General features: G+C 73.4%; 23 protein-coding genes and 1 pseudogene. 6 read left to right on the plus strand and 18 right to left on the minus strand.

Annotated features, from left to right (window positions below; genetic code table 11):
* Positions 1–32: 32 nt before the first annotated feature.
* The 12 genes from ABZ807_RS03845 to eno all read right to left on the minus strand — a co-directional run bounded on the left by ABZ807_RS03845 (position 33) and on the right by eno (position 8,940).
* The gene (locus tag ABZ807_RS03845; RefSeq protein WP_357153053.1) at positions 33–776 is read right to left on the minus strand and encodes a DUF4129 domain-containing protein; all 744 of its coding nucleotides are present in this window, start codon (positions 774–776) and stop codon (positions 33–35) included.
* Between the two features lie 20 nt (positions 777–796).
* The gene (locus ABZ807_RS03850) at positions 797–1,537 is read right to left on the minus strand and encodes a uracil-DNA glycosylase (RefSeq protein WP_357152455.1); all 741 of its coding nucleotides are present in this window, start codon (positions 1,535–1,537) and stop codon (positions 797–799) included.
* Positions 1,530–2,216 carry a dienelactone hydrolase family protein gene (locus ABZ807_RS03855; RefSeq protein WP_357152458.1) on the minus strand — a complete coding sequence of 229 codons (687 nt, stop codon included), beginning with the start codon at positions 2,214–2,216 and terminating at the stop codon, positions 1,530–1,532. The genes ABZ807_RS03850 and ABZ807_RS03855 overlap by 8 nt, the downstream gene beginning before the upstream one ends.
* 227 nt (positions 2,217–2,443) lie before the next feature.
* Positions 2,444–3,493 (minus strand): hypothetical protein, encoded by a 1,050-nt coding sequence (locus tag ABZ807_RS03860; protein WP_357152461.1) that lies wholly within the window; start codon positions 3,491–3,493, stop codon positions 2,444–2,446.
* Positions 3,490–3,822, minus strand: coding sequence for a PadR family transcriptional regulator (locus tag ABZ807_RS03865; protein WP_357152463.1), 333 nt, complete (start codon positions 3,820–3,822; stop codon positions 3,490–3,492). Before ABZ807_RS03865 ends, ABZ807_RS03860 begins: the two co-directional genes overlap by 4 nt.
* A gap of 188 nt (positions 3,823–4,010) precedes the next feature.
* Positions 4,011–4,388: a Fic family protein gene (locus ABZ807_RS03870; protein WP_357152465.1), complete on the minus strand. Its 378-nt coding sequence runs from the start codon at positions 4,386–4,388 to the stop codon at positions 4,011–4,013.
* The gene (locus ABZ807_RS03875; RefSeq protein ID WP_357152468.1) at positions 4,385–4,588 is read right to left on the minus strand and encodes an Arc family DNA-binding protein; all 204 of its coding nucleotides are present in this window, start codon (positions 4,586–4,588) and stop codon (positions 4,385–4,387) included. Before ABZ807_RS03875 ends, ABZ807_RS03870 begins: the two co-directional genes overlap by 4 nt.
* Positions 4,589–4,623: 35 nt before the next feature.
* Complete coding sequence (locus tag ABZ807_RS03880) at positions 4,624–5,565, minus strand: Ppx/GppA phosphatase family protein (RefSeq protein ID WP_357153055.1); 942 nt, start codon at positions 5,563–5,565, stop codon at positions 4,624–4,626.
* Between the two features lie 331 nt (positions 5,566–5,896).
* Positions 5,897–6,409 carry an amino-acid N-acetyltransferase gene (locus ABZ807_RS03885; protein WP_357152471.1) on the minus strand — a complete coding sequence of 171 codons (513 nt, stop codon included), beginning with the start codon at positions 6,407–6,409 and terminating at the stop codon, positions 5,897–5,899.
* A gap of 1 nt (position 6,410) precedes the next feature.
* On the minus strand, positions 6,411–6,968 hold the full coding sequence (locus ABZ807_RS03890) for a DUF501 domain-containing protein (RefSeq protein ID WP_357152474.1): 558 nt from the start codon (positions 6,966–6,968) through the stop codon (positions 6,411–6,413).
* A 34-nt stretch (positions 6,969–7,002) separates the two neighbouring features.
* Positions 7,003–7,626 carry a septum formation initiator family protein gene (locus tag ABZ807_RS03895; protein ID WP_357152477.1) on the minus strand — a complete coding sequence of 208 codons (624 nt, stop codon included), beginning with the start codon at positions 7,624–7,626 and terminating at the stop codon, positions 7,003–7,005.
* Between the two features lie 30 nt (positions 7,627–7,656).
* A complete protein-coding gene (gene eno, locus ABZ807_RS03900; protein ID WP_357152479.1) occupies positions 7,657–8,940 on the minus strand; it encodes a phosphopyruvate hydratase in 1,284 nt (427 codons plus the stop codon).
* Positions 8,941–9,171: 231 nt separating this feature from the next.
* Between eno and ABZ807_RS03905 the strand changes: the two genes are divergently transcribed.
* Entirely contained in the window at positions 9,172–9,864 is a 693-nt protein-coding gene (locus ABZ807_RS03905) for a hypothetical protein (RefSeq protein WP_357152482.1), read from the plus strand.
* Complete coding sequence (nudC, locus tag ABZ807_RS03910; protein ID WP_357152485.1) at positions 9,861–10,784, plus strand: NAD(+) diphosphatase; 924 nt, start codon at positions 9,861–9,863, stop codon at positions 10,782–10,784. Before ABZ807_RS03905 ends, nudC begins: the two co-directional genes overlap by 4 nt.
* A 9-nt stretch (positions 10,785–10,793) precedes the next feature.
* Here the strand turns inward: nudC and ABZ807_RS03915 are convergent, their stop codons facing one another.
* The 5 genes from ABZ807_RS03915 to mfd all read right to left on the minus strand — a co-directional run bounded on the left by ABZ807_RS03915 (position 10,794) and on the right by mfd (position 18,964).
* Positions 10,794–11,723 (minus strand): hypothetical protein, encoded by a 930-nt coding sequence (locus ABZ807_RS03915; protein WP_357152488.1) that lies wholly within the window; start codon positions 11,721–11,723, stop codon positions 10,794–10,796.
* A 62-nt stretch (positions 11,724–11,785) separates the two neighbouring features.
* Positions 11,786–13,405, minus strand: a complete 1,620-nt coding sequence (locus ABZ807_RS03920; RefSeq protein WP_357152490.1) for a DUF885 domain-containing protein — start codon at positions 13,403–13,405, stop codon at positions 11,786–11,788.
* A 65-nt stretch (positions 13,406–13,470) separates the two neighbouring features.
* Positions 13,471–14,457 (minus strand): nucleoside triphosphate pyrophosphohydrolase, encoded by a 987-nt coding sequence (locus tag ABZ807_RS03925; protein WP_357152493.1) that lies wholly within the window; start codon positions 14,455–14,457, stop codon positions 13,471–13,473.
* 2 nt (positions 14,458–14,459) lie between these two features.
* Positions 14,460–15,245, minus strand: a complete 786-nt coding sequence (locus ABZ807_RS03930) for a hypothetical protein (protein WP_357152496.1) — start codon at positions 15,243–15,245, stop codon at positions 14,460–14,462.
* A gap of 62 nt (positions 15,246–15,307) precedes the next feature.
* A complete protein-coding gene (gene mfd / locus ABZ807_RS03935; RefSeq protein WP_357152499.1) occupies positions 15,308–18,964 on the minus strand; it encodes a transcription-repair coupling factor in 3,657 nt (1,218 codons plus the stop codon).
* A gap of 328 nt (positions 18,965–19,292) precedes the next feature.
* On the opposite strand from mfd, the gene ABZ807_RS03940 reads away from it, so the two are divergent.
* Positions 19,293–19,469, plus strand: coding sequence for a hypothetical protein (locus ABZ807_RS03940; RefSeq protein ID WP_357153102.1), 177 nt, complete (start codon positions 19,293–19,295; stop codon positions 19,467–19,469).
* Positions 19,415–19,576 (plus strand): annotated as a pseudogene (locus ABZ807_RS03945) (cyclase family protein); the annotation flags it as partial. The gene ABZ807_RS03940 and the pseudogene ABZ807_RS03945, both read left to right, overlap by 55 nt.
* A 36-nt stretch (positions 19,577–19,612) precedes the next feature.
* Here ABZ807_RS03945 and ABZ807_RS03950 read toward each other — a convergent pair.
* Complete coding sequence (locus tag ABZ807_RS03950) at positions 19,613–20,653, minus strand: S66 peptidase family protein (RefSeq protein WP_357152502.1); 1,041 nt, start codon at positions 20,651–20,653, stop codon at positions 19,613–19,615.
* A 163-nt stretch (positions 20,654–20,816) separates the two neighbouring features.
* Between ABZ807_RS03950 and ABZ807_RS03955 the strand changes: the two genes are divergently transcribed.
* A complete protein-coding gene (locus ABZ807_RS03955; RefSeq protein WP_357152504.1) occupies positions 20,817–21,854 on the plus strand; it encodes a hypothetical protein in 1,038 nt (345 codons plus the stop codon).
* 121 nt (positions 21,855–21,975) lie between these two features.
* Complete coding sequence (gene ppc, locus ABZ807_RS03960) at positions 21,976–24,762, plus strand: phosphoenolpyruvate carboxylase (RefSeq protein ID WP_357152507.1); 2,787 nt, start codon at positions 21,976–21,978, stop codon at positions 24,760–24,762.
* The last annotated feature ends 4 nt before the right edge of the window (positions 24,763–24,766 follow it).

The following is a 24,766-nucleotide window of genomic DNA, read 5'->3' on the forward strand; positions in this document are numbered from 1 at the left end:
CGGCACCGCCCGCGGCCCGACGGTCCGCGCGCTCACGCCGGCACCTCCTCGGCGGCGGTGGCGAGGGCGGTCAGTTCGCCGCGCAGCCGGCGCAGCGCCGCCCGGGCCTGGTCACGCATCCGGGCGTCCACCGTGTGGGTGGCGTACCGGGCCTCGCGGTAGACGTGGGCGAACCCGTCCAGCACGTCGGCGCTGGCGATGGCGGGCACCCCGGCGGCCGGGTCGCCCCGCAGCAGCCGGGTGACCAGGTCGGTCGGGGTGTCCCCGGTACGCCGTGGCACACCGGCCTCGGTGGCGGCCTCCTCCAGGCGGACCCAGCAGGCGATCACGGCGGTGCGCGGGTCGGTGTCGGCGTCGTCCAGCTCGACCAGGCCGGCGTCGAGGGCGGCGACCACCTCGCGGGCGGTGCCCTCGGCGGTACGCCGGGTGCGGGCGACCGGGATGGCCCGGGTGGTCCGGCGCAGGGCGCCCCGGATCAGCGTCCACACCAGGTAGCCGAGGGCGAGCAGAATGGCCAGGCCCAGCAGGACGATCGCCGCGGTCGCGATCCACTGCGGGATGTCGGCCTGGGTGGCTTCCGCGCTGGTCCGCGGCTCAACCGGGATAGAGGGGGCCGGCTCGGCGGTGGGGTACTCCGGGACGAACGGGATGTCGCCGGCGGCGGGCGGGATGCGGCTCGCGCCGATCGAGGAGTGCCCGGCGGCGAGCGCCGCGGCGGCGAGCAGGAGGGTCACCGCGACGACGGGCCACCACCTGCGCAGCACGCCGAGGTCCATCGCCACCGTCCCACGCAGCCTCAGTCCAGCCCGGCGAGCTGTTTCGCCCGGGCGAACACGTCGTCCAGCATCCCTGGTGTGAGCCGTCCCGTGAAGGTGTTCTGCTGGCTGACGTGATAGCAGCCGAGCAGCTCGGGGGCGGCCGTCCCGGACCAGTGTGCCGCATGGCCGAAGACCGGTCGCGGGCTGGGCGGGCGGACGCCGTACACGTCACGCAGCACCGGCCACCACGCGGCCCAGGCGAAGGCGCCCAGCGCGACCACGACGCGCAGGGTGGGCCGGATCAGCGCGACCTCGCGGTGCAGCCACGGCGCGCAGGTGTCCCGCTCGGTCGGGGTGGGCTTGTTGTCCGGCGGCGCGCAGCGCACGGCGGCGAAGATCCGGGTGTCGGCCAGGGTGAGCCCGTCGTCGGCGGCCACGCTGGTCGGCTGGTTGGCCAGGCCGGCGCGGTGCAGGGCGGCGAAGAGCACGTCGCCGGAGCGGTCGCCGGTGAAGATCCGGCCGGTGCGGTTGCCGCCGTGCGCGGCCGGGGCCAGCCCGAGGATGCCGATCCGGGCGTCCGGCGCGCCGAAGCCGGGCACGGGCCGGCCCCAGTAGCGCTGCTCGCGGAAGGCCGCCCGCTTCGTCCGGGCGACCTCCTCCCGCCAGGAGACCAGGCGCGGGCAGGCGAAGCAGCCGCTGACCGCGCCGTCGAGGTCGGCCAGGTCGGTCGCCCGCGCGGCGCGGGCGACCACCTCTGCGGGGGTACGGGGCTCAGCCAAGCTTGGCCCGGAAGAGTTCCAGGGTGCGGGCCCAGGCGGTGGCGGCGGCCCGCTGGTCGAAGTTCTCCGGCCGGTCCTCGTTGAAGAACGCGTGCGCGGTGCCCGGGTAGTCGTAGGTCTGGCAGGTGCCGCCGGCGGTCTCGATGGCCCGCCGGACAACCTGCACGCCGTCCGCGGTGGAGGTGCCGTCCGCTTCGGAGCAGTGGATGAGCGACGCCTTGCCCGCGTAGTCGGTCCACTCGGGGCGCATCGCCTCCCACGGCAGCCGGGGGTAGAAGGCGGCGGTGGCGACGATCCGCTCGGAGCGGGTGGCCGCCCAGAGGGCCAGGCTGGCGCCGGCGCAGAAACCCGCGCTGCCGACCTTGCCGGTGACCTCGGGACGCCCGGCCAGGTAGTCCGCCGCCACGGCGATGTCCGCCGCCGCCTCGTCCATCTGCGCGCTGTTCAGCATCTGCCGCGGCTCACTCGGCTTGCTGGCCGGCTGACCGTGCCGGAAGTCCGGGGCGAGGGCGACGAAGCCCGCCTCGGCGAAGCGGTCCGCGACCGACCGGATGTGGGGAACCAGACCCCACCAGTCCTGGATGACGATGACCGCGGGGCTGGCCGCACCGCTGGAGGGTATCGCGAGATACCCCTCGCTCGTCCCACCGTTGGTGGCGTAGCTCACCATCTCGCCCATCGGCCGTTCTCCTAGCGGTCAGTCATCGTCGGCTGTCGCCCAGTGGTCCTACGTGCCGGTAGCCTGCCACGCCGTGAGCGCGCCGGGAAGACGCGAAAACAGTGGCATATACCTCCCGTTCACCCCGTGGCGAACCCGCGTACGACGACGGCGACGCGGGTGACTTCCCGCGCCGCCGTCCGACGGTCGTGCCCCTCATCCGTTCAGCCATTTCCCAGAGTCGATCCTCACCCGGTCGGCGTGGGCGCCGGCGCGGTCGGACCGGTCGGCGCCGGCGCGGTCGCGGTCGGGCCTGGCGCGCTCGCGGTCGGCGCCGGGGCGGTCGCGGTCGGCACCGGTGCGGCACCGGTCGGCGGCGCGGTGGCCGGGGGCGCGGCGGTCGTCGGGGCCGTGCCCGGCGGGACCGGGACGACGGCCGGCGGACGGGGCCGGAAGGGCGCCTGCTCGGGGCAGTACGGGTAGCCGCGTTGCACCGGGTTGACGTCGGGCAGGGCCGGGTCGGTGCAGGAGGGCCAGCCGAGCCGGATCGGGGTGCCGTTCTGGTCGAAGAGCCGGGCGTTCTCCACCAGCCGCCCCTCGCTGTCGTAGACGTAGACGTCCTGCACCTCGTCGTACGGGTTCCGCACGGAGATCGGGTCGTAGCCGTAGTCGCCGATCCAGCGGGCCCGCACGTCCACCTGCATCAGGGCGGCCAGGGCGAAGACGACGAGCACCAGGGTGCCCGCGCGCAACAGGTAGCGCGGCCACCGGCCCAGCCCGTCGGCGTGCCGGCCCAGCCAGATCGAGGCCAGCACGCTGCCGACCAGCAGCACGAGGCCGACAAGCGCGTTGCCGCCCAACTGAGGGATCAGGGCGAGCGGCTCACCGGTCAGCACCGTGAGCAGCAGTGCGGCGAGATAGCCGCGCAGCACCCACCAGGCCGGGCGGAGCAGGCGGAGGAACTCGCTCGCCGAGGCGTACCCGAGCGGGGGGCCCAGCCGGGTGTCGAGGCCGGAGAGCCGGACGCGGACCCGGCCCACGAAGCTGCCGATCCGCTGCTCCAGGCCGCGCCGGCCGTCGGATGGCCCGCCCGCGCCGGCCGCGGCCCGCAGCTCGGCCGCGTACACCTCCGGCTCACCCAGCCGCTCCACCAGCGAGCCGCCGTCCTCGGCGGCGACCTCGGCGAGGTGCTCCGGCAGGTCCTCGGTCAACTCCTCGCGGACCTCCGGCGGCAGGTCGGCCAGCGCGGCCCGCACCCGATCCACGTAGTCGGTGATCTCCTGCCCAGTGACGGTCATGCCGCCATCCCCCGATCGTCGAGCAGTCTGTCCATCGTGGTGGCGAACGAGCGCCAGGTCTTGCCGGAACGGGTGAGCTGGTCACGGCCGGCGGCGTTGAGCGCGTAGTACTTGCGGTGCGGCCCGGACTCGCTGGGCACCACGTACGTGGTGAGCAGGCCGGCGCCGAAGAGCCGGCGCAGTGTGCCGTAGACCGAGGCGTCGCCGACCTCGTCGAGACCGGCCTCGCGGAGCCGGCGCAGGATGTCGTAACCGTAACCGTCCTCGTCGCGGAGCACCGCGAGGACGGCCAGGTCGAGCACACCCTTGAGCAGTTGTGTGGTGTCCACGCTTCGCACACTACTGTGTAGTGCGAAGTACCGTCAAGAACGCGGTAGTAAGCGTGCGTGTCGGCGACATGCGCCGCCTGGCGGCGAGGAACTGATCAAGAGAGGAAAGAGCCAGCTTCTCGCTCCCGCTGTCGGGGCGAGGCTCCACGCGATGCGTCCGGCATCTGCGACAGAATCTGCGCGGACGGTCAGAGATAGAGCTTGTGGAGCTCGCGGGCGATGTCCGGGACCTCGGTCAGCGAACCGCTGGCCACCGACATCACGAGAGCCTCGGCCTGATCCACGTCGACGCCCTGAACGGGCGCCTCGTTGAGCGCGAGGAAAACCCGCGCGGCCGCCCAGGCGAGCCGCTTGTTGCCGTCGATCAGCGCGTGGTTCATGCAGACCGAGTGCAGCAGCGCGGCGGCCTTGCTCCACAGATCGGTGTACGCCTCCTGGCCGAACGCCACGGTGGCCGGTCGGACGGCCGCCGACGAAAGCAGGCCGAAGTCACGGACCTGCGGCGCCTCGCCCAACACGATCGAGGCGATCTCCACGAGGTCATCGACTTCCAGGTATTGGGTCACTCTGCCAGCCGCCGCAACAGCTCGGCGTCGCGTTCGGCAACCTCTCGCGCGAGATCCCGGACGCGGGCCCGATGACTATGGGCCGAGACGTACTCTTCGACGGCCACAACGATGGTCGCGTTCATCGAGCGGTGCTCTTCATCGGCGAGCTGCTTGAGCCGCTCATGCAACCCGTCAGGCAGATTGACCGTGGTGATCATATGGGAATCATACCGCGCGCACGCAGGCCAATTACCTACGTCACGGTCGGCGACAGGCTCCAGGCGATGCCGTCGAGGATGTCGTGCTCGGAGGCGACCACGGAGGGCATCCCGGCCCGCTCCATGATCACGCGGAGCACCAGCGCGCCCGCGCCGATCACGTCGGCCCGGCCCGGGTGCATGACCGGGATGGCCAGCCGCTGCTCGCGGGTCCTGGCCAGCAGCTCGGCGGTCACCTCGGCCACCCCCTCGTACGGCACCCGGGCGTGGTGGATGCGCGCGGGGTCGTACTCCTTCAGGCCCTGCGCGATGGCGACCACGGTGGTGACCGACCCGGCGAGGCCGACCAGGGTGGCGGCCTGACGGCCGGGGACGGCCTCCAGCGCGCGATCCACGGCGCCCGCGATGTCGGCCTGCGCGGCGGCGACCTCGTCCAGGGTTGGCGGGTCGCCGTGCAGGTGCCGCTCGGTCATCCGGACGCAGCCGATGTCCATCGAGATCGCCGCCTGCACCCCGCCCTCGCGGGTGCCGACCACGAACTCCGTCGAGCCGCCCCCGATGTCGACCACCAGGTACGGCGGCTGTGCGTCGGCGGGCAGCCCGCGGACCGCGCCGGTGAAGGAGAGCCGGGCCTCCTCGTCGCCGGTGACCACCTCGGGCGCGACGCCGAGGGTCTGCTCGACCATGGCGCGGAACTCGGCGGCGTTGGAGGCGTCCCGGGAGGCGGAGGTGGCGCACATCCGCACCCGCTCGGCGCCCAGCTTCCCGATCTCGGCGGCGTAGTCGGCCAGCGCCACCCGGGTCCGCTCGATCGCCTCCGGGGCCAGCCGGCCCGTCCTGTCGACGCCCTGGCCGAGCCGGACGATCTCCATCCGGCGGGCCAGGTCGACCAGCGGCGCCTGCGGGCCGGCGGACGGGTCGGGCAGGTCGGCGACCAGCAGGCGGATGGAGTTGGTTCCGCAGTCGATGGCGGCCACACGCGTCGTCACGGCAGCAACCCTACGGCAGCCGGCCGGCCCCGACCCGGGGGTCGCGCGTCCGCGTCCGCCGCTGCCCGGGCGGCGGGCGGCGGGCGGCGGGCGGCGGGCGGCGGGCGGCGGGCGGCGGGCGGCGGGCGGCGGGCGGCGGGCGGCGGGCGGCGGGAACCAGGTTGAGCGAGATACCTGTCAGTCATATTGATGCCTCACAGGTATCGCTGAAAAGGGTGCCGCCTCGGGTGGCGCGACACGCCCGGGCAGCGCCGTGGCGTCGGGGCGCACCGCGGCCGTCCGTCGCACGATCAGCATGGACGCAGCGTGCGATCGACTGCTAGAGCCGTAGCAGCATCCGGATGTTGCCGAGCGTGTTCGGCTTGACCCGTTCCAGGTCCAGGAACTCCGCGACACCCTCGTCGTACGAACGCAGCAGCTGCTCGTAGACCGGCTGCGGCACCGGCGCCCCGTCGATCTCGGTGAAACCGAACGAGCCGAAGAACCGGGTCTCGAAGGTGAGCACGAAGATCCGCGCGACGCCCAGCTCCCGGGCGGCGTCGATCAGCTCGCCCACGATCCGTTGACCGATCCTGCGGCCCCGGCACACCGGGTCCACCGCGACCGTGCGGATCTCGGCCAGGTCCTCCCACATCACGTGCAGCGCCCCGCAGCCGACCACGGTGCCGTCGCCGGTCACCGCGACCCGGAACTCCTGCACGTCCTCGTAGAGCGTGACGGTCGCCTTGCTCAACAGCCGCCGGTCGTCGGTGTAGGTGTCGACCAGCCGCCGGATGCCACGCACGTCCCCGGTGCGCGCCCGGCGTACGACGATCTCGTCGGCGGCGCTCATGTCACTGGGCCGCCGGCACGTCCACGCACGGCCCGTCCGCCCACCACTTCTCCACCAGCGCCAGCGTCTCGTCGCCGAACGGGTTCACCCCCGGCCCGGCGCCGAGCGCGTGCCCCAGGTGCACGTGCAGGCACTTCACCCGGCCGGGCATCCCACCGGCGGAGATGCCGGCGATCTCCGGCACCTCGCCGATCGCCTCCCGGCGGGCGAGGTAGTCCTCGTGCGCCGCCCGGTAGCGGTCGGCCAGCTCCGGGTCCTCGGCGAGCCGGTCGGCCATCTCCTTCATCAGCCCGGCCGACTCGAGCCGGCTGCACGCCGCGGTCGCCCGGGGGCAGGTCAGGTAGAACAGTGTCGGGAAGGGCGTGCCGTCGGCCAGCCGCGGCGTCGTCTCCACCACGTCGGGCAGCCCGCAGGGACACCGGTGGGCCACCGCCCGGGTGCCGCGCGGCGGGCGTCCGAGCTGCGCGGCCACCGCGGCCAGGTCGGCCTCGGTGGCCGGTTCCCGCTGCGGCAGGGGTACGGAGTCCGCCGCCGGCTCCTGCGGTGGTACGACAGTCACGGTGCCCATCTCTCGTCCGGTGCTCGGGTGGTGCTCACTTGTCGGGGCGGTCGCCGTTCGCCGCCCGCACGCTCGACCAGAGCGTGCCGTACCAGGGGTCGGGGGTCTTCGGCGGGACCGGCGGCTTTGCCGCGTTCGCGTCCCGGGCCGCGCCCTCCGGGTCGTTCAGCACGATCACCGGCGTCTCCCCCGGCCGGACCATGTAGAACCGCTCCCTGGCCTTGATCTCGATGTACGCCGGGTCCTGCCACTTCGCCGCCTCGGTACGCAGTTCGGAGATCCGCTCCCCCTGCGCGGCCTGGTTGGCCTCCATCCGCTCGATGTCCACCTGCTGGTCGAGATAGACCCGGACCGGATAGGTGTACGCCAAGGCGAGCGCGATCAGCACCGCGAACAGCACGGTGGCCCGCCCGGTGAAGCGTCGGGGGTGGGGTGCGGTGAGCCGCTTGATGGTGCCGCCGGCCGCCGTACGACGGGCGGCGGCGGGACGGCTCGCGGAGCGTACGCCCTCGGCGCCCCGCGCCCGGCCGGCGGCGGCCCGCGGCTCGGCGCGGACCCCGCCGTCGCGGACGGACGGCCGGGCGCCCCGGGCCCCGCCCGGCCGACCGGTCGGTCGACGGGCGGGGCGCTGACCGCCCGGTGTGCGGCGCTGCTGCATCGTCACACCTCTCCCCCGAGGCTTCGCGCGTCAGGCCGAACGGTAACGCGGGAACGCGCCCACGCCGGCGTACCGCGCCGCGTCGGCCAACTCCTCCTCGATCCGCAGGAGCTGGTTGTACTTGGCCACCCGGTCGGAGCGGGCCGGGGCGCCGGTCTTGATCTGACCGCAGCCGGTGGCCACCGCCAGGTCGGCGATGGTGGTGTCCTCGGTCTCGCCGGAGCGGTGGCTCATCATGCACCGGAAACCGGCCCGGTGGGCCAGGTCCACCGCGTCCAGGGTCTCGGTCAGCGAACCGATCTGGTTGACCTTGACCAGCACCGCGTTGGCGGACTTCTCGGTGATGCCCCGGGCGATGCGCTGCGGGTTGGTCACGAAGAGGTCGTCGCCGACGATCTGGATCCGGTCGCCGACCGCCGCGGTCAGGGTGGCCCAGCCGCTCCAGTCGTCCTCCGACAGCGGGTCCTCGATGGAGACGATCGGGTAGTCGCCGATGAGCTTGGTGTAGTAGTTGCTCATCTCCTCGGCGGTCTTCGCGGTGCCCTCGAAGGTGTAGGTGCCGTTCTCGCAGAACTCGGTGGCGGCCACGTCCAGGGCGAAGACGATGTCGGTGCCGAGCCGGTAGCCGGCCTTCTCCACCGCCTCGGCGATCAGGTCCAGCGCGGCCGAGTTGGTGGGCAGGTTCGGGGCGAAGCCGCCCTCGTCGCCGAGCCCGGTCGACAGGTCCTTCTTCTTCAGCACCGACTTCAGCGCGTGGTAGACCTCCGTGCCGGAGCGCAGCGCCTCGCGGAAGCTGGGCGCGCCGATCGGCGCGATCATGAACTCCTGGATGTCGACGTTGGAGTCGGCGTGCGCCCCACCGTTGAGGATGTTCATCATCGGCACCGGCAGCAGGTGCGCGTTCGGGCCGCCCAGGTAGCGGAAGAGGCTCAGCTCGGCGCTGCCCGCGGCGGCCTTCGCCACCGCCAGGGAGACGCCCAGGATGGCGTTCGCGCCCAGCTCGGCCTTGTTGTCCGTGCCGTCGAGGTCGAGCATCTTCTGGTCGATCAGCCGCTGCTCGCTGGCCTCGTACCCGATGAGCTGGTCGACGATCTTGTCCTCGATGTTGGCGACCGCGTTCTCGACGCCCTTGCCCTGGTAGCGGTCGGAGTCACCGTCGCGCAGCTCGATCGCCTCGAAGGCGCCGGTGGAGGCGCCGGAGGGCACCGCGGCGCGGGCGATCGTGCCGTCGTCGAGCCCTACCTCGACCTCGACCGTCGGGTTGCCCCGCGAGTCGAGAATCTCCCGGGCGACGATTCCCTCGATGGTTGCCACTGAGTCGCTCCTCGTTCGTGTGCGAATCCGGTATGGGCCGCGACGGTGCGGCTGGGGCAGGTGTTGAACGCAGCGTATCGGGCGGCGGCCGACCGCACGCTCTCGGCCGTCGCACGGACCGCCCCGGGGACCCCGTTCCGCGCGGCGGGCGACGCGGACATTCCCGTATTCTCGGGCGTCAACCGGCAACGAGTTTGCGTCCGGTGGACCCGATCGACCACGCTGGTCGCCATGCCCGCCGTATCGACCACTCTCCGCGTGCTGGCCGTGTCGCTCGCCGCGTCGCTCACGGTAACCGGATGCCAGACCCTGGACGACGCCGGACGGGCGCTGGGCCGGGCCGATCTGGTCAACGACCTGGCCGCCCGGATGGACGGCGCGCTGACCGAAACCTGGGCCGCGGACTACCAGCTCTCCGGCGGCCGGACGGCCTCGATCGCGCAGACGCAGGAGCCGCTGCGCTCCTCCTACACCTGGCCGGACGGCAAGATCACGGTGACTCAGGAGGCGGTCACCCGGTGCGAGAACACCGGCGGGCGTACCGCCTGCACCGTGCTGCCCCCGGAGTTGACCGCCGGTAAGCCCTCGGTGGTCGTCTACGCCGAGGCGGACAAGCGGGGGCTGGTCACCCCGCCGGCCGTGATGGGGCTGCTCACCGAGGCCGCCCTCGACCGCGAGGCGGAGATCACGCAGAGCGACACCACCGTCGCCGGCCACCACGCCACCTGTGTGAAGGTGCGACGCTCCGCCGGTGACTTCACGACCTGTGTCACCACGGAGGGCCTGCTGGGCAGCTTCACCGGCACCCTCGACGGCACCGCGACCGAGGTGGCGCTGACCCGCTACACCGAGACGGTCGACCCGGCCGCCTTCGGCGTGCCGGCAGGCGCGGGCGTGGTGGACAAACGGCCCACCGGCTCATGACCGGGCCGTCCCCCGACCTCCCCGCCAACACCACCGCCCACCGGGTGTCCGCGGCCGGAGAGCTGGCGGCACCCGTCCGCGGCGGGTTCCTTCCCGGGGCGGACCGCACCGCCCCGCCCGCCCCCGACGACCTGGCCCTGCCGGTGGCCGGGCGCAGGGTGCTCACCCGCGTCGACGGGCGGTTTGCCCGCGTCGGCGAGCTGCCCACCGACACCGCCTGGGTGCCGGTCGGCACGCTGGACGGCGTACCGGTCTGGGCGGCCGAGGTCGCCGACCCGGCCGAGCCGGCCGCGACCGACGAGCCGGCCGGCCGCTGGTGCAGCTGGCGGTCGCTCGCCGCCGAGCTGCCCGAACGGTTCGCCACTGCGGCCGGGCGGGCGCTGGCGGTGGTCATCTGGCGGCGTACCCACCGGTGGTGCGGGGCGTGCCGGGCCGAACTGGCCGACGTGCCGGGCGAGACGGCCCGCCGCTGCCCCGACTGCGACCTGTACGTCCCGATGCGGCTCTCCGCCGCCGTGCTGGCGGCGATCACCCGCCCCGGCCCGGACGGCGGCCCCGACGAGCTGCTGCTGGTCCGCCACGCGTACGGGCCGACGGAGCTGTGGGCGCTGGTCGCCGGCTTCGTGGAGACCGGCGAGACGCTGGAGGCGGCGGTGCACCGGGAGGTCGGCGAGGAGGTCGGGTTGGCCGTCGACCGGGTGGCCTACTTCGGCAGCCAGCCGTGGGCAATGTCCGGGCCGGGGACGCTGCTGACCGGGTTCACCGCCACGGCCGCCGACCCGTCCGCCGAACCGGTGGTGGACGGGCGGGAACTGGTCGAGGCGCGCTGGTTTCCGCTGGACGCGCTGCCGGCGGAGCTGCCGCCGGCGTACTCCATCTCGCGCTGGCTGGTCGACGCGGTGGTCGCCCTGCGGGGCTGAACCGGTTGCTCACCCGGCCTTGGCGGAGCTGAACCTAAGCCGGTGATAGCCCTCGGCGTACACGAACTCCCTCCCGTTCGGGGAGAAGCTCGGATGGTGTGCCTCGGCCTCGTCCAACAGCTTCGACATCTTCCCGGTGGCCGCGTCGACGGACCAGACACCGCCCTTCTCCTCGGGCGAGGTGACCGCCACGATGACGGAGCGGCCGTCCGGAGCGACCGCGAGGTCGGCGAGGCCCGGGACCCCGGTCAATGATCTGGCGGAGGCCTCCTTCCCGTCCCACACCACCAGATGCCATTCGTAGCTCTCCAAGGCGTCGCTCCTGCGGTCCGGGAGCTTTCCGAGCGAATCGGGCGCGGCCAGGAAGTACAGCTGGCCATCCCCAGAGAGCGCCGGCGAGCGCACCCAGGCGACCGGCCCACAGTCACGGTCCGAACCACTTATCGTGAACGTCTTCCCGGAGACCGTGATCGGGCGGTCGAACTCACTCGCCTTCCCATCGACGACCCGCTCGATCGCGATGCCACAGTTTCTCGGCACCTCCGCGAACCCGGTGCCGCTCTCGTCGGCGAATGTGACGTCACCGAGGAACGGCATGGAGGCGACCGGCGCGAGCGACGCACGACCGGCTGAGAAAGTGAACAGTTCGGTGGTTACGCCATGACACTGCGCAGCGACGCCGACATCTGCCTCCGGTGCCCGGTACAGGAAACTGAACACTCCCCTGCCGCACACGGGCTCGAGAGCCGACTCGTCGAGCACCAGCTCCGCAGCCCCCTCGTCGGGACGCTGCCGCCACAGCTCCGCCCCGTCGGAGGACACCTCCCGGAGGAAGTAGACCCAGCCGTCCCGGGCCCAGACCGGATCCGTGACGGTCACCGGCTCCACCACCGCCAGCAGCCGCGAGCACCCGGCAGCCGCCATCATCGCCAGCAACACGACCGCCAGGATCGCGCGGCACGCCGCCTTTCGTGCGCCGCCCCGGCCGAGGGTCGGCATGCTCAGATGCCCAGCAGGGTACGCAGGTGGCGCGGCGGCGGGCAGTCGTGCGCGAGCATCGCGTCGTGCCACTCGCGCACCGGCACCCCGGCGGGGCGCGACCCGGCGATGTCGGCCAGCTCGCTGTAGCCCACGAAGTACGTGGAGAGCTGGGTGGAGGTCAGCAGCGCCCGCCGCCACTTGCCGGCCGCCTCGCCCTCCTCCTGGAAGCCGCGCCCGGTCATCAGCGCCATCGCCTCCGCCTCGGGCATCCCCTCGCAGTGCACCAGCTGGTCGAGCAGCGCGTTGATGGTCATCCGCAGCTGCATCTTGAGCTGCTGCAACCGCACCGGCAGGCCGCCGAAGCCGAGACCTGCCATCAGCTCCTCGGTGTAGACCGCCCACCCCTCGATGAACACCCCGGACTCGGTCAGCGGGCGGACCCGGGTGGGGCCGGCGTACCGGCGGGCGTGGGCGAGCTGGAGGAAATGACCGGGCATCGCCTCGTGCACCGTCAGGTTGCGGATCATGTGGTCGTTGTACTCGCGGTAGAACGACTCGACCCGGTGCGCGGGCCAGTCCGCCGGGGTGGGCGAGATGCAGTAGAAGGTCGGCAGCGCCGCCGTCTCCAGTGGGCCTGGCGAGTCGCAGTAGGCGACCGCCACGCCCCGGGCAAACTCCGGCATCTCCTGGATCACGCACGGGTCGTCGACCAGGGTGACCAGATCGCGGTCCCGGACGAAGTCGACCGCCTCGTCCAGGGTGGTCGAGGCGAGGTCCACGATGGTGCGATCGTCCGGGTGCTCGGCGGCGAGCAGGTCCAGCGCCCGGCGTACCGTCTCGTCGTCGGCCGGGCCGCCGACCAGCTCGACGGCGGCGGCGCGGATCTCCCCGGTGACCCGCTCCAGGTTGGCCCAGGCGCGGCGCTGGATCTCCGCGGCGCCCAGCTCGGTGTCGAGGGTGTGCCAGAGCCGGGCCTCCCAGCGGCGGCGGCCCAGCCGGGGGTCGCGCCCCGGCCCGGCGTCGGCCGCGAGACCGATGCGCAGCCAGGCCACGAACTCCTCCAACGCCGCGATCGCCGCGGTGGCGGCCGGCTCCACCCGGTCGTACAGCGCGGGCGCCTGGGCCAGCAGCGCCGGCACCTCGTCGCGGATCAGCGCCGCCGTGCCGGTGAACTGCCCCACCGCCGTCTCGGCGTGGATCCGCGGCATGTCGCACAGCGTCGCGCGCGCGGTCGCCAGGGCATCGGGTACGGCCGACAGCCGGCCGGCCAGGTGGGTGAGGCGCTCCTCGGCCGGGGCGTACGGGCGGGCGAGGAGGGCGTGCAGAAGCGGGCCGGGGTTGTGCCGCAGCGGGTCCCACTCGTGGGCCCGGATCTCGGTCAGCTCGAACAACTCCCGGTCGACCAGGGCGCTGAGCAGCGCGTGGTCGACCTGCTCCTCGACGTCGAGCGCGTCGGGGTCGAGCTCGGAGAGCGCGTCGGCGGCCTCCCGGAGCATGCCCTGGTCGGCCTTGACGGCCTCCGGGGCGAGATCGGGCAGCCGGTCGTCGTACCGGTGGTCGCCGGCGGAGGTGGCCAGGCCGGGCCGGCTCTCCAGCAGGGCTTCCACGATCCGCTCGGCGAGCGGCACGAAGTACTCCATCCTCCGACCCTAGTCGTCCCCACCCAAGCTGGCGGGGACCGGACCACGGCCGTGGAGCGCCGGGCTCAGGCGGGCGGGCCGGCCTCGCGCTCCGCGGTGCGGACGGCCTCCGCGTACGCCAGGGTGGTGCGGCGGAGGGCGGCCTCGGGGTCGATCCCGGCCTGCCGGGCGGCGGCGACGGTGGCCAGGAGGCTGGCCCCGAGTCGCGCCTCGGGGTCGACCTGGGACTCCGCCAGCGGGGGCGGGACGGCCAGGCCAACGCGGGCGGCGCGGTCCAGGATCTTGGCGGCCAGGGCGAGCGCGGGCTGGCTCAACGCGATGCCGTCCAGCACCGACTCGCGGGCCTTCTCGGCCCGCTTGATCCGCTCCCAGCTCGCCTCGATCTCCTCCAGCGTGCCCGCCTCGATCCCGGCGAAGACGTGCGGATTGCGGCGGACCATCTTGTCCACCAGGCCACCGGCCACGTCGTCGACGTTCCACCGCTCGCCCTCGGGCAGGTCCTCGGCGAGCCGGGCGTGCAGCAGCACCTGGAGCAGCACGTCACCCAGCTCCTCGCGGAGCGCGTCGGTGTCGTCGGCGCTGATCGCGTCGTACGCCTCGTAGCACTCCTCCAGCAGGAAACCGGCGAGGCTGCGGTGGGTCTGCGACCGCTTCCACGGGTCGCCGCCGGGCGAAGCGAGACGGTCCATCACCTCGACCGCGTCGAGCAGCCGCGCGCCCGGCGGGTCCCAGGAGCCGTACATCAGCTCCAGCTCGGCCAGCCCCGGCTCGCGGGCCAGCCGCAGGCCCAGCTCCCGGGCGAGCGCCTCGTCACCGGCAGGACCGGCCAGCCAGACCGCCGTGCCGTGCGCCGCCACCGCGTCGAGCAGCGCCTGCGTCGCGCCGGTCTCGACCACGGTGACCTCGGCGCCCGCCGAGCGCACCGCCGTGGTCAGTGCGCTCTCCCCGCCGGTCAGCACCGGCGCGGAGCGTACGACGTCCCAGGCGGCGGCGGTCAGCAGGCCGGCCGGCAGCCGGGGCGAGGTGACCAGCAGGACGATCCGTGCGGGCATGCTCAGGGCGCCACCGAACCGGTCGACTCGGCCGGGGTGGCCACCGGCTCGGGGGTCGAGATGTCGGTCACCGGGCCGCTGGCGTCGACGTACGGCAGGGCGTAGAAGACCAGCTCCTGGCCCTTGTTGACCCAGGACGGGACGCCGAGCGGCCGGAAGCGCGGGTTGACCGACAGGTCCACCTTGTCGGCCTGCTCCTCCAGTGCGGTGCTGAGCGCCGACGCGGCACGGACGAAGCCGCCCTCGCCGAAGAGCCGCCGCACCTCGGCCACCGAGAGCCCGGACTGGATCCCGCCGGTCTGCGCGATGGCGTGGTAGACGGCCATCACCGACTCGTCGCTGAGGTCGGCCGGCGGCAGCTGCTGGCTGAGCACCAGGGAGATGTCGGCCCACTCGCCCCACAACTTCGCGAACTCGGCCTGCGGCGGCATCTGGAGCTGCTGGGCGAGCTGATCCGGGGTGATCTGGTCCGGCACCTGGAGGCCCTGCTCGGCCACGACACGCTTGCCGAGGTCGATGCTGACCAGCAGGTTCACCACGTCCTGCCGGGTCACCGCGGAGCGGAGCTGCTCCGCGGTGGGGGTGATGCCGGCCTGGGTCGCGCTCTGCCGCACCGCCTCCGCGAACTTCGCCTGGGCGTCGTCGTAGACCGCGTCCACCCGGTCGACCGAATAGGTCCGGTCACCGACGTACGCGGCCACGTCGGGCGAAGACTTCCCGCAGGCGGCGAGGGAGAGGACACCGAGAGCCGCGACGCTGGCGGCGGCGATGAGACGGCGTGCACGCATGCCGGCCACTCTCTCATGCCCGGTACGACGGTGTGACGCCGCCCGCCAGGGGCGCGTGGGCCTCACGCCGACGCCCCGGCCAGCGCGGCCGGCTCGCCCAGCACGTCGGAGAGCAGCTGCGCGCACCACTGCAGCAGCGCCTGGTCGCGCAGTGGCTCGCCGCCGACCCGTCGGGTACTGGGCCGCGGCACGCTGACCTGGTCGAGCGCGGACTTGTAGACCGAGTCCGGGTGGTAGCGCTTGAGCCGCAGCTGCTTGGAGTCGGGCAGCGGCAGCGGGCCGAACCGGATGTGCTTGCCCTGCATCGACACGTCGGTCAGGCCGTAGCGGCGGGCCAGCAGGCGGAACCGGGCCACCGCGACCAGGTTCTGCACCGGGGCGGGCGGCTCGCCGTACCGGTCGGTCATCTCGGCGACCACCTCGCGCAGCCGCTCCTCATCGCGGGCCTCGGCGAGCTTGCGGTACATCTCCAGGCGCAGCCGCTCCACCCCGACGTAGTCGTGCGGCAGGTGCGCGTCGACCGGGAGATCGATCTTGACGTCGGCCTCCTCCTCGGGGCGCTCGCCCTTGAACGCCGACACCGCCTCGCCGACCATCCGGACGTACAGGTCGAAACCGACGCCCTCGATGTGGCCGGACTGCTCGCCGCCGAGCAGGTTGCCGGCGCCCCGGATCTCCAGGTCCTTCATCGCCACGTACATGCCGGCACCCAGCTCGGTGTGCTGGGCGATGGTGGCCAGCCGCTCGTGGGCGTGCTCGGTCAACGGCTTCTCGGGCGGGTAGAGGAAGTACGCGTACGCCCGCTCCCGGCCCCGGCCGACCCGGCCCCGGATCTGGTGCAGCTGGGCCAGGCCGAGCAGGTCGGCCCGCTCCACGATCAGGGTGTTGGCATTCGGGATGTCGATGCCGGACTCCACGATGGTGGTGCAGACCAGGACGTCGAACTCTTTCTCCCAGAAGCCGACCATCACCTTCTCCAGCGCGTCCTCGCCCAGCTGGCCGTGCGCCACCGCCACCCGCGCCTCGGGCACCAGCTCGCGGATGCGCCGGGCCGCCTTGTCGATCGACTCGACCCGGTTGTGCAGGTAGAAGACCTGCCCGTCGCGGAGCAGCTCGCGGTGGATGGAGGCGGCCACCTGCCGGTCGTCGTACGCCCCGACGAAGGTGAGCACCGGATGCCGCTCCTCCGGCGGGGTGGCGATGGTGGACATCTCCCGGATGCCGGTGATCGCCATCTCCAGGGTCCGCGGGATCGGGGTGGCCGACATGCTCAGCACGTCGACCGAGGCGCGCAGGGTCTTCAGGTGCTCCTTGTGCTCGACGCCGAACCGCTGCTCCTCGTCGACGACGACCAGGCCGAGCTGCTTGAACCGGGTGGCCGTCTGGAGCAGCCGGTGGGTGCCGATGACGATGTCGACCGTCCCGTCGGCCACCATCTCCAGGGTCCGCTCGGACTCCTTCGGGGTCTGGAAGCGGGACAGCTGCCGGATCTGCACCGGGAACTGGCTCATCCGCTCGGCGAAGGTGTTGTAGTGCTGCTGCACCAGCAGCGTGGTCGGCACGAGCACCGCCACCTGCTTGCCGTCCTGCACCGCCTTGAACGCCGCGCGCACCGCGATCTCGGTCTTGCCGTACCCGACGTCGCCGCAGATCAGCCGGTCCATCGGGACGGTCTGCTCCATGTCCCGCTTGACCTCTTCGATCGCGGCGAGCTGGTCCGGCGTCTCCTGCCAGGGGAAGGCGTCCTCCAGCTCCCGCTGCCATGGGGTGTCCGTGCCGAACGAGTGGCCCTTGGACGCCTTGCGGGCGGCGTAGAGCTGGATCAGCTGGGCGGCGATCTCCTTGACCGCCTTGCGCGCCCGCGCCTTGGACTTCTGCCAGTCCGAGCCGCCCATCTTGTGCAGGGTGGGCTGCTCGCCACCGACGTAGCGGCTGAGCTGGTCGAGCTGGTCGGTGGGGACGAACAGCCGGTCGCCCGGCTGGCCGCGCTTGCTCGGGGCGTACTCGATGACCAGGTATTCCCGGGAGGCGCCGTTGACGGTGCGCTGCACCAGCTCGACGTAGCGGCCGATGCCGTGCTGCTCGTGCACCACGTGGTCGCCGGCCTTGAGCTCCAGCGGGTCGATGGTGTTGCGCCGCCGGCTCGGCATCTTGCGCATGTCCCGGGTGGAGGTGCCCCGGCCGCCGGTGACGTCGTTGCCGGTGAGCAGCACGAACCGGGACGCCTCGTCGACGAAGCCCGCGGTCAGGCAGCCGCAACTGACCAGCAGCTCACCGGGGGCGGGCGCGGTCGGCACCTCCTCGACCAGGCGGGCGCCGAGCCCGGCGTCGCGGAGCACCTCGACGGCCCGCTGGGCGGGGCCGTGCCCCTCGAAGACCACCGCGACCGACCAGCCCTCGCCGGCCCAGCGCTTCAGGTCGTCGACCAGCCGGGGGGTCTCGCCGTGATAGAGCGGGGCGGGCTGGGCGCCCAGGCTCACCGCGATCGCGTCGTCTCCGGTGACGTCGACCTCGGCGGGTTCGTCCTCCCAGGGCTGTCGGGCCGGGCCAGCGGTGGCGTCCACCTCAACCAGGCCGAAGGGGGCGAGGGTCCACCAGGGCTGGCGCAGCGTGCGGGCCGCCGCGCGTACCTCGGCCAGGGTCCGGAAGGCGGCGGCGCCGAGATCGACCGGGGCCTGGCCGCCGACGGCGGCCGCGGCCCAGCTGGCCTGCAGGAACTCGTCCGAGGTACGGACCAGGTCGTGCGCCCGGGTGCGGATCCGCTCCGGGTCGCAGAGGAGTACGTGGGTGCCGGCCGGCATGCAGTCCAGCAGCAGTTCCAGGCTCTCGTTGCCGAGCAGTGCCGGAACCAGCGACTCCATCCCCTCGACCGGGATGCCCTCGGCCAGTTTGTCGAGGATCTCGGCCAGCTCCGGGTGCTCCCCGGCCAGGGCGGCGGCGCGCTCGCGCACCGACGGGGTGAGCAGCAACTCCCGGCAGGGCGGCGCCCAGAGCTGCGGGACCTGCTCGATGGTGCGCTGGTCGGCGACGGCGAAGGTGCGGATCTCCTCCACCTCGTCGCCCCAGAACTCGACCCGGGACGGGTGCTCGTCGGTGGGCGGGAAGACGTCCAGGATGCCGCCGCGCACGGCGAACTCGCCGCGCTTGGTGACCAGGTCGACCCGCGCGTACGCCATGTCGGTGAGCCGGCGGGCGACCTCCTCCAGGTCGGCCTCGTCGCCGGCGGTGAGCTGCACCGGTTCGAGATCACCCAGCCCCTTGAGCTGCGGTTGCAGCAGCGACCGCACCGGCGCGACGATCACCCGCAGCGGACCGGTGCGGCCGTGCGCGTCGGCCGACTGGGGGTGCGCCAGCCGGCGCAGCACGGCCAGCCGGCGGCCGACGGTGTCGGAGCGGGGCGAGAGCCGCTCGTGCGGCAGCGTCTCCCAGGACGGGAAGACCGCCACCTGCTCGGGCGGGAGCAGGCTGCCCAGCGCCGAGGCCAGGTCGTCGGCCTCGCGGGTGGTGGCGGTCACCGCGAGCACGGTCCGGCCGGCGCCGCCACCGCGCCCGTCGGTCCCGGCCGGGTCGGCCGCGACGGCGGCGACGGCGAACGGGCGCAGCGCCGCCGGGGCGGTGAGGTCGAGGCCGTCGACCTGGGCGGCACCGGAGCGCGCCAGGTCACGCGCCCGGGCCAGCCCGGGATCGGCCAGGGCTGCGGAGAAGAGTCCGGTGAGCATCTGTGATCACTTCCAGGAAGTCAACGCACGACGACGGCCCCGCGTCCAGCCGGACGGGGGGTGCACCCGTCGAGACTATCCCGCTGAGCAGACAATCCGGGTGGAGCCGTGGCGCACGGTCGTGCCGGACCAACCCGACGGCCCCCGGCGACGGGAGGAACGATGCCGGACCAGGTCGGCGGTGATCCCCGGGCACGGACCACCCCGGGCCGGTGGCGGGTGCTGGGCGTGGCCGGGGAGGCCCGGCTCCGCCGGGAACCGGCGGAGCCGCAGGGCGCGCCCACCGCGGATCTTGACCGGGGTGGGTGGGGCGTGGTCGGGTGGATGCGTGACGGGACAGTATCGGGCGCGGTTCGACGCGGAGGTCACGTTCGCCAACGGGGGCGGGCTGCGCACCGACGGTTTCCGGCTGGACATCCCGGGCCGGAAGATCGACGACGGGGGGGCGAGCGTCCGGCGCACAGCGCGCTGCTGGCCGCCGGCATCCCGGTGGTGGAGCACCTGACCGGCCTGGACGCCGTGCCCCCGGAGGGGTTCCGCTTCACCGCCGCCCCGCCGATGGTGGCCGGCATGGGCACCTTCCCGGTCCGCGCCTTCGCCGTCGTCGGCTGACCCGCCCCGCCGCCCGGCCCGGCGCGCAACTGCTCGTCAGTACCGCACCGAGATCCGCCGCTCCACCGCGTCAACCCGGATCTCCCCGCCGTACGGGATGATCAACTGCGGGTCGGTGTGGCCGAGGTCGACGTCGAAGACCACCACCGCGTCCGGGTGGTACGGGGCCAGCGCCCGGGTGACCGCGTCGCGCTGCGCCTCGCCCCACGCGAGCCGCTCCGCGACCGACCGGGGGTTGTCGAAGTCCCACGCCTTGGGGCGGCCGACGACGACCGCCGGGAAGGCGGCGAGCAGCCCGCGCTCCCCCATGTTCCGCACGATCCGGAACACCTCCTGGGCGGTCGGGAGTTCCTGCGAGGTCTCGAGCATCAGCACCGAGCCGGCCAGCTCCGCAGCGCTGGGAACGCGGTCGGCCGCCATCAGCCAGTGCAGGATCTCCAGGTTGCCGCCCCAGGTGCGCCCCTCGACCACGGTCGACGGGCCCTGCCAGCGCCAGCCGGTGCCGGGGAACATCACCGGTTCGTGGGCCAGGGTGGCCGGATCGCGCCAGTCGCGCGGCTCGTCGCCCCACTCGGGTGCGGGCGTCAGGTCGTACCAGCCGGAGGTGAACAGGGCCGCCCGCAGGGAGTCCATGGTGAGCGGGTGCGGCCTGCCGGGCCGGCCGAGGTGCACCAGCACCGAGCCGCCGTGGTACGCCACGATGCCCAGCCGGTACAGGTGGTTGAGGATGTTGGTGTTGTCCGAGTAGCCGAGGTACGGCTTCGGGTTGGCCCGCAGCACCGCGTCGTCCAGGTGCGGGGTGACCGTGATCAGGTCGTCCCCGCCCACGGTGGCCAGCACGGCGGTGACCGTCGGGTCGGCGAAGGCGGCGGTGAGATCCCGCGCCCGCTCCCGGGGGTCCGCGCCCATCACCCGGGTCGTCGGGTACTCCACCGGCTCCAGGCCGAACTCCTCGCGCAGCCGGCGCAGGCCCAGTTCGTACACGTGGGGGAAGAGGCCCGGCAGGCCGGCGGACGGTGAGACGACCGCGACCCGGTCGCCGGGGCGGGGTTTGCGCGGGTAGCTCGGGAAGGTCATGTCCGGACGCTACCGACCGCGACCAACAGGTTTTCAGGTCGTCTGACCGACCTCGATCAGGCGACCGTCCGGGTCGCGCAGGTAGCAGCGCAACTCCCGGCCCCGGCGCGGAGGGCGGGCGAAACGCCGCAGACGCGGGCAAGATGGGCCCTAGGCTGGCGCTGTGGACGAGTCGCCGGAGGTGCGGAAGCGCGACTGGCTGCCCCGCACGGCGGCACTGCTGGTCGGCACCCTGGCCCTGGCCACCGCGTTCATCGCGGCCTACGTCGGGGCGCTGCACCAGCCGACCCCACGCGACGTCCCGGTCGGCGTGGTCCTCGGCGACCAGCGCGCCCAAGCCGTGCTCGCCGCCGTGCGCGGCCAGACCAACAAGATCAAACCCATCGAGTACGACGACCCGGGCGCGGCCGGCGACGGCCTGACCGCCCGCGAGGTGTACGCGGTGCTCACCTCGACGCCCGACGGGAAGCTCGTGCTGGCCACCGCCAGCGCCTCCGCGCCCGCCGCCACCGAGCTGGTCTCCCAGGTGCTGACCACGGCCGCCGGCCGCGCGCAGACCCCGATCGAGGTGACCGACGAGGTGCCAGTCTCCGGCCACGACCCGCGCGGGCTGGTCCCGTTCTACCTGGCCGTCGGCCTGGTGCTGGGCGGCTACCTGGCGTCGACCGCGCTGGGCGTCTCGCTCGGCACCGCGCCCGGCGGCGTGCGCCGGGCCGGGCTGCGGATCGCCTCGCTGGCGGTGCACGCCGTGCTGCTGGGCGTCATCGGCGCGCTGCTGGTCGGGCCGGTGCTGGACGTCTGGGACCACGACCTGCCGACGGTCGCCACCGTCGGCGTGCTCACCGTCTTCGCCGCCGCGATGGTCGCCGCCGCCGTCCAGGCCTGGCTGGGCCTGCTCGGCACCGGACTGGTGATCCTGTTGCTGGTGGTGCTCGGCAACCCCGGCTCCGGCGGCATCTACGCCCCGGAGTTCCTCCCCACGTTCCTGCGCGGCATGCACCGGTGGAACGTCCCCGGGCTCGCCACCGACCTGCTCAAGTCGGCGGTCTACTTCGACCTGCGGTCCGGCCGGTGGCCGCTGGTGGGGCTGCTGGTCTGGACCGCGCTCGGCGTGGTCGGCCTGCTCACCGGCACCCTGGTCCGGGGCCGCCGGGCCGCGCGCCGGCCGGCCCGGCAGGTGGACGCCCGGCCGGACACGTGAGCGCGGACGGAAATCGTGGGGAAGGTGACATCGCGGGCCCCCTCCTTACCGAGGGGTCCCCGCGGATACGATCGACGAAGTCGGACAGCGCTGTCCTTCGTACTCACGTAAGGAGCGCATGGTGACCGACCAGCACGACCACGACGGCCCCGACGCCGCTCTGCGGGCCGACATCCGCCGCCTCGGCACCCTGCTCGGCCAGACCCTGGCCCGCCAGGAGGGCCGACCCCTGCTCGACCTGGTCGAGGAGATCCGCGCCCAGGTCCGCTCCGACGCCCCGGCCGCCGCGCAGCGGCTCGGCGCGCTGGACGTGACCACCGGCACCAAGCTGGCCCGCGCCTTCTCCACCTACTTCCACCTGGCCAACATCACCGAGCAGGTGCACCGCGCCCGTGACCTGCGGCGGCGCCGCGCGGTCCACGGCGGCTGGCTCGACCAGGCGGCCAAGATGATCGCCGAGCGCGGGGTGCCGGCCGAGGAGATCGCCGCGGCGGCCCGCCGGCTCGCGGTGCGCCCGGTCTTCACCGCCCACCCCACCGAGGCGGCCCGCCGCTCGATCCTGTCCAAGCTCCGCGCCATCGCCGACGAGCTGGACACCGAGACCACCAACGCCATCCTCTACGGCGCCAGCGACGAGGGCCCGGCGAACCGGCGCCTGGCCGAGCTGCTGGACCTGATGTGGCAGACCGACGAGCTGCGGCTGGACCGGCCGGACCCGACGGACGAGGCCCGCAACGCCATCTACTACCTGCGCGACCTGTACGCCGAGGCCGCCCCGCAGGTGCTCGACGACCTCGCCGACACGCTGCGCACCCTGGGCGTGGAGACCTCGCCGACGGCCCGCCCGCTGACCTTCGGCACCTGGATCGGCGGCGACCGGGACGGCAACCCCTTCGTCACCCCGATGGTCACCCGAGAGGTGCTCCACATCCAGCACGAGCACGGCATCACCGCCACCGAGGCGGCGATGGACCACCTGATCAACGAGGTCTCCGTCTCCCGGCGGCTGCGCGCGGTGTCGCTGGACCTCTCCGCCAGCCTCGCCGCCGACCTGGACGCGCTGCCCGAGGTGGCACCCCGGTTCCGCCGGGTCAACGCGGAGGAGCCGTACCGGCTCAAGGCGCGGTGCGTGAAGGCGAAGCTGGCCAACACCCGGGAGCGGCTGCGCCAGGGCACCCCGCACGTGCCGGGGCGGGACTACCGCGGCTCGGCCGAGCTGATCGCCGACCTCGAGCTGCTGCGCGCCTCGCTGGCCCGCAACTCCGGGCAGCTCACCGCCGTGGGCCGGCTCGCCTCCACCATCCGTACGGTCTCCGCGTTCGGCCTGCACCTGGCCACCATGGACGTCCGCGAGCACGCCGAGGCGCACCACGCGGTGCTGGCCCAGCTCTACGCGGCGATCGGCGAGGTGTCGGACTACCCGTCGCTGACCCGGCTGGAGCGGACCAAGCTCCTCGCCGACGAGCTGGCCGGCCGCCGACCGCTGTCGACCCTGGACACCCCGCTGACCGAGAACGCGCAGAAGACGTTCGACGTGTTCGGCGCGATCCGCGAGGCGCAGGACCGGTTCGGCGCCGAGGTGATCGAGTCGTACATCATCTCGATGACCCTGGGCGTGGACGACGTGCTCGCCGCGGTGGTGCTGGGGCGCGAGGCCGGGCTGATCGACGTGCACAGCGGCCGGGCCCGGATCGGCATCGTGCCGCTGTTGGAGACCCCGTCGGAGCTGAACGCCGGCGGGGAGCTGCTCGACGAGCTGCTGTCGCTGCCCGCCTACCGGGCGCTGGTCGCGGCCCGGGGCGACGTGCAGGAGGTCATGCTGGGCTACTCCGACTCCAACAAGGAGGCCGGCATCACCACCAGCCAGTGGTCGATCCACCGGGCGCAGCGGGCGCTGCGTGACGTGGCCGCCCGACACGGCGTGCACCTGCGGCTCTTCCACGGCCGGGGCGGCACGGTCGGGCGCGGCGGCGGGCCGACGCACGAGGCGATCCTGGCCCAGCCGTACGGCACCCTGGACGGCGCGATCAAGGTGACCGAGCAGGGCGAGGTCATCTCCGACAAGTACACGCTGCCGGCGCTGGCCCGGGAGAACCTGGAGCTGACCGTGGCCGCGGTGCTCCAGGCGACGCTGCTGCACACCGCGCCCCGTCAGCCGGCGGAGATGCTGGAACGCTGGGACGCGACGATGGAGGTGGTCTCCGAGGCCGCGTTCCGGTCGTACCGCGGGCTGGTCGAGGACCCGGACCTGCCGGCGTACTTCTGGGCCTCCACCCCCACCGAGCTGCTCGGCGCGCTCAACATCGGCTCCCGGCCAGCGAAGCGGCCGAACACCGGGGCCGGGCTGGGCGGCCTGCGGGCCATCCCCTGGGTGTTCGGCTGGACGCAGACCCGGCAGATCGTGCCGGGCTGGTTCGGGGTCGGCTCGGGGCTGGCAGCGGCGCGGGCGGCCGGGCGGGAGGACGTACTCGCCGAGATGCACCGCAACTGGCACTTCTTCGGCACGTTCCTGTCGAACGTCGAGATGATGCTGACCAAGACCGACCTGAGCATCGCCCGCCGCTACGTGGAGAGCCTGGTCCCGAAGAAGCTCCACCCGATCTTCGACAAGATCGAGCAGGAGTACGAGCTGACCAAGCAGGAGGTGCTGGCGGTCACCGCCTCGCCGGCCCTGCTGGAGAACTCGCCGGTGCTCCAGCGCACCCTCGCGGTCCGCGACACCTACCTGGAGCCGCTGCACCACCTCCAGGTGGCACTGCTGAGGCAGTACCGGGACACCGGCGCCGCCGGGCGCGCGATCGCGACCGCGCCGGGCGGCCGCCGTGCGCCGAGCGACGGTACGGCGTTGGAGCGGGCCCTGCTCACCACGGTCAACGGCATCGCCGCCGGGATGCGCAACACCGGCTGACGGG

Origin of the sequence: Micromonospora sp. NPDC047548 (genome assembly GCF_040642975.1) — a bacterium.
Taxonomy (GTDB): Bacteria; Actinomycetota; Actinomycetes; order Mycobacteriales; family Micromonosporaceae; genus Micromonospora.